Below are 1,827 nucleotides of genomic sequence, written 5' to 3' on the forward strand. Positions count from 1 at the left end.
CGGCGGAGCGGACGCGTGCGTGGTCGGGCGGAGCTGTCGGGTAGTGCCCATGTAGCCCGTGTTCGCCTCCGGTGTCGATCCTCGACGATGCGGTGGACGGGGGCGCCCGCGGCTCCGAGCGGTGGACGGGCGCCTGTGCAGCGGGCCGGGGACGCGGCCGTCAGTGCGTGGGGACCCGCTCCGGACGGATGCGCTCGGGAACGGGGACGAGCGCGTGGGTGATCGCGCTCGAGAGGGTGAAGGCGCTGGAGTCGAGGTGCGAGGAGTGCCCGAGTCGTGTCGCTTCGGAGGCGCGCTGCTTCGCTCCGGAGGCGGGCCGGATGTCTCCCGAGAGGCTGATCTCGCCGAACGCGGCGATCCCGGGCCGCAGCGGCGTGTAGGCGTGGGCGGAGGCGATGGCGACTGCGATCGCCAGGTCCGCCGCCGGCTCCATGAGCTTCACGCCGCCGACGGTCGACACGTAGACGTCGCAGCGCCGCAGGGGGATGCCCGCCTGCCGCTCGAGGACCGCGAGGATCATCGCGACCCGGGACGCGTCGACTCCGTTCGTGACGCGGCGGGGGTGCTCGCCGTCGTTCGCGATCACGAGCGCCTGGATCTCGACGGGGAGCGCGCGGCGTCCCTCCATCGCGACCGTGACGCAGATGCCCGGGGTGGGGAAGCGGGTGCGGCTGAGGAACAGACCGCTCGGGTCGGGGATCTCGGCGATGCCCTCGGCGGTCATCTCGAAGCAGCCGACCTCGTCCGTCGGGCCGAAGCGGTTCTTGAGCGAGCGGACGAAGCGCAGCGCCGTCTGCCGGTCGCCCTCGAAGTGGCAGACCACGTCGACCAGGTGCTCGAGCAGGCGCGGCCCCGCGATGGAGCCGTCCTTCGTGACGTGTCCGACGAGCACGAGGGGGAGCGCCCGCTCCTTGCAGACGCGGATGAGGGTCGCGGCGACCTCGCGGACCTGGCTGGGACCGCCGGGCAGGCCGTCGACGGTGTCGCTCGCGACCGTCTGCACCGAGTCGACGATGAGCAGGTCCGGTCGGACCTCGTCGATCTGGCCGAGCACGGTGGCGAGGTCGGTCTCGGCCGCGAGGAAGAGGCTGTCGTGCATCGCGCCGGTGCGCTCGGCCCGCATGCGCACCTGCGCGGCCGACTCCTCCGCGCTGACGTAGAGGACCCGCTGGCCCTCGGCCGCGGCGCGGCTCGCGACCTCGAGCAGGAGGGTCGACTTGCCCACGCCGGGCTCTCCCGAGAGCAGCACGACCGCACCGGAGACGATCCCGCCGCCGAGCACGCGGTCGAGCTCGCCCACGCCGGTGGGGCGGTGTGCCGCCGACGTGGTCTCGATCTCGGTGATCGGCCGCGCGATGCGGCCGGCGGCCGGAGCCACAGCGGCGACCGCGCGGACGAGGCCGGTGCGCTCGGTGCTCTCGATCACAGAGCCCCACTGCTGGCACTCGCCGCAGCGGCCGACCCACTTCGCGGTCGTCCATCCGCACTCCGAGCAGCGGTACGGGGCGGTGCGCGTCTTCGAGGAGGCCATGAGGTCCTTTCGGGGCGGGGGAGGGGGACGAGCGCGACGCTATGGGGGACCCCCGACACCGCCGCTCGTTCGAACGTGTCTTCGACAGTACCGTCGACCACCGACGCCGCGAGCGGGGCGCGCCAGGCCGGGGGAGAGGTCTCGTGGAAGCCGTCTGTGGAGGAGCGTCGTCGCGGAGGGGCGGAGGCGGAGGATCGCGCCTCGGAGAACGACTCCGCCCCGAGCGCCGCCCCGTCGGCGTCGGACGTCTGCGGGAGACTGGGGGACATGCCCTCGACAGTGCACGTCCTCAAGTC

General features: G+C 73.4%; 1 protein-coding gene. It reads right to left on the bottom strand.

The genetic code is table 11. The features are described from left to right. Positions 1-160 precede the first annotated feature (160 nt). On the bottom strand, positions 161-1,531 hold the full coding sequence (gene radA, locus C5D66_RS16665; protein ID WP_104224086.1) for a DNA repair protein RadA: 1,371 nt from the start codon (positions 1,529-1,531) through the stop codon (positions 161-163). Positions 1,532-1,827: the final 296 nt, after the last annotated feature.

The organism is Rathayibacter sp. AY1B4, assembly GCF_002932815.1.
In the GTDB taxonomy this organism is placed as follows: domain Bacteria; phylum Actinomycetota; class Actinomycetes; order Actinomycetales; family Microbacteriaceae; genus Rathayibacter.

Excerpts from the sequence above, each read along its gene's own strand:
- radA (WP_104224086.1), bottom strand. The coding sequence starts at position 1,531 with ATGGCCTCCTCGAAGACGCGCACCGCCCCGTACCGCTGCTCGGAGTGC.